The following is a 2709-nucleotide window of genomic DNA, read 5'->3' as shown; positions in this document are numbered from 1 at the left end:
GTTAATTGATTTACATGTTTCAAGCGTATCTATATTGAGTTTGTAAATCTACACAATAAGTTTTCATTATATATTAAGTGTAGTAGAAGTTCAGATAGATAAAATTCGGTAGTCGAATTTTTTTGCATAAAGCTGTATAATGCTTGTAACGAAAGGGAAATACAGGAAGGGATTTGTAATGAGTTACTATGGAAAAAGATAAACAACAATTAAGCGTTGAAGTTGCAAGATTATATTATCAATCAGATTATAGTCAGCAAGAAATTGCTAACAAATTAAATATTTCAAGACCAACAATTTCTAGATTGTTAAAGTACGCGAAAGAAAAAGGGTTTGTTCAAATTAGCATCGCTGATCCATTTGCGGATTTAGATAACGTCGGGAATTTACTGAAAGAAAAGTATAACTTATTAGAGGCACATGTTGTATTTTCTCCAGTTCCGGAATATGCAACGATTACAGAGTATATTAGCAAATATGCAGCTGAGTATATGGAAAAGACGGTTAAAAACGGTGATATTGTTGGTGTAAGCTGGGGAATGACGATGTATGAAATCGCTAGAAAAATCGTACCGCAACATGTAAAAGGGGTAGAGGTTGTTCAGTTAAAAGGTGGTATTAGTCATTCGAGTGTAAATACATATGCGAATGAAACAATCGCTTTATTTGCAGATGCTTTTCAAACGACGCCAAGAAATCTCCCCCTTCCAGTTATATTTGATAATGCAGTGACAAAAGAATTAGTAGAGCAGGATCGACATATTCATCACATTATCGAAATGGGGAAACAAGCGAATATTGCAATTTTTACTGTAGGAACAGTGCGAGACGAAGCGCTATTATTCCGATTAGGTTATTTCGATAAGGATGAAACGAGTTTACTCAAAAAACAATCGGTCGGTGACATTTGTTCACGATTCTTTGATGGGGACGGAAATATTAGTAGTGAAGAAATTAATAAGCGGACCATTGGAATTGAGTTAGAAGAACTGAAATTAAAGAAACGCTCTATTTTAGTTGCAGGTGGTAATAGAAAAATCAAAGCAATTGATGGTGCGTTACGTGGCGGGTATGCAAATGTATTAATTATCGATCAGCATACAGCAAAAGAATTGTTACATTATCAAAAAGATTAGAAATAAAAGGCGTTCTCAAGATGTTAATTTTGAGAACGCCTTTTATTTTGTTATGTATGAATGATAGGAGTTTTTTTGAACACAAATTGCCTTTTTAAAAATAATTATGGATATGGAGATACATACTACCATTGTTAACATAAAAATTTTGATTATATATTTGAAATGTTCTTTGTTAGAATGCGCTTTATTTACTACAAGAAAATTCCTTTTAAAAAAGAATGAACAAAATTTCAAAAGTGTATTTACATTTGTTCAACTAAGAGTTAGAATGAAGTTGTTAAAAGATATGAGGAGTGAAGATAATGAACATTGCAAAGTTAATTGACCATACAATTTTAAAAGCTAATACTACTAAAGAAGATGTTATGAAAGTAATCGAAGAAGCAAAGGAATATAAATTCGCTTCTGTTTGTATTAACCCAACATGGGTAAAATTAGCGGCTGATGAACTAGCTGGACATGATGTAGACGTTTGTACTGTAATCGGTTTCCCATTAGGAGCAAGCACGACTGAAACAAAAGCATTTGAAACAAAAGATGCTATTGCAAAAGGTGCAACTGAAGTTGATATGGTAATCAACGTAGGCGCTTTAAAAGATGGTGACAACGAACTTGTTGAAAAAGACATTTATGAAGTAGTACAAGCAGCAAAAGGAAAAGCTCTTGTAAAAGTAATCATTGAAACTTGCCTATTAACAGATGAAGAGAAAGTACGCGCTTGTGAATTATCAGTAAAAGCTGGTGCTGACTTCGTAAAAACTTCAACTGGATTCTCAACTGGCGGAGCAACTGCTGAAGATATCGCATTAATGCGTAAAACAGTAGGACCAAACGTTGGTGTAAAAGCATCTGGCGGTGTTCGTACACGTGAAGATGCAGACAAAATGGTAGCTGCTGGAGCTTCTCGCGTTGGAGCAAGTGCTAGTGTTGCAATCGTATTAAATGATGCAAAAGGTGCTACAGATAACTACTAATCATTAATGAAGTGAAGAGCAATAGATACACAAAGTAAAGTGTATCTATTGCTTTAATAATTGAAAAAAATGTAAGCGGATACGAATGGGAGGAGACGGCTTATGAAATACTTAATTGGTATTTTTGGCCTCGTATTGATTTTAGGTATCGCTTGGCTTGCTAGTAATAATAGAAAGAAAGTCAAATATCGCCCAATCATAACGATGGTTATATTACAATTTATTTTGGGGTTTTTATTATTAAATACAAGTGTAGGGAATATATTAATTAGCGGAATAGCAGATGGTTTTGGAGAGTTATTAAAATATGCCGCTGATGGTGTGAATTTCGTATTTGGTGGATTAGTAAATCAAAAAGAGTTTTCGTTCTTTTTAAGTGTATTAATGCCAATCGTATTTATATCAGCTTTAATAGGTATTTTGCAACACATTAAAGTATTACCTATTATTGTGAAATCTATCGGTCTAGCATTAAGTAAAGTAAATGGAATGGGGACATTAGTCCTGGTCTCACTGCTACTAAAAATTTTAGTTTTTCTGTTTCAGCAGCAAGAGCTGAAGCTAACACCCAAGGGTCTTCACATCCTTGACCAGTT

The 2709-nt window shown here is 33.8% G+C and carries 2 protein-coding genes and 2 pseudogenes; 3 read left to right on the top strand and 1 reads right to left on the bottom strand.

Annotated elements, in window-relative coordinates:
• Positions 1 to 188: 188 nt before the first annotated feature.
• The 3 genes and pseudogenes from ABWK52_RS23155 to ABWK52_RS29845 form a co-directional block, all read left to right on the top strand.
• Complete coding sequence (locus ABWK52_RS23155; protein WP_000409782.1) at positions 189 to 1136, top strand: sugar-binding transcriptional regulator; 948 nt, start codon at positions 189 to 191, stop codon at positions 1134 to 1136.
• 305 nt (positions 1137 to 1441) lie between these two features.
• The gene (gene deoC / locus ABWK52_RS23150) at positions 1442 to 2113 is read left to right on the top strand and encodes a deoxyribose-phosphate aldolase (protein ID WP_001017441.1); all 672 of its coding nucleotides are present in this window, start codon (positions 1442 to 1444) and stop codon (positions 2111 to 2113) included.
• A 102-nt stretch (positions 2114 to 2215) separates the two neighbouring features.
• Positions 2216 to 2614 (top strand): annotated as a pseudogene (locus tag ABWK52_RS29845) (Na+ dependent nucleoside transporter N-terminal domain-containing protein); the annotation flags it as partial.
• Here ABWK52_RS29845 and ABWK52_RS23140 read toward each other — a convergent pair.
• Positions 2604 to 2709 (bottom strand): annotated as a pseudogene (locus tag ABWK52_RS23140) (LLM class flavin-dependent oxidoreductase); the annotation flags it as partial. The pseudogenes ABWK52_RS29845 and ABWK52_RS23140 overlap by 11 nt on opposite strands.

The sequence above is a fragment of the Bacillus sp. AP50 genome, from assembly GCF_040492675.1.
GTDB classification, from domain to species: Bacteria; Bacillota; Bacilli; order Bacillales; family Bacillaceae_G; genus Bacillus_A; species Bacillus_A cereus.
The sequence above is the reverse complement of the archived record's forward strand: the minus strand, read 5'-3'. Positions and strand labels throughout refer to the sequence as shown.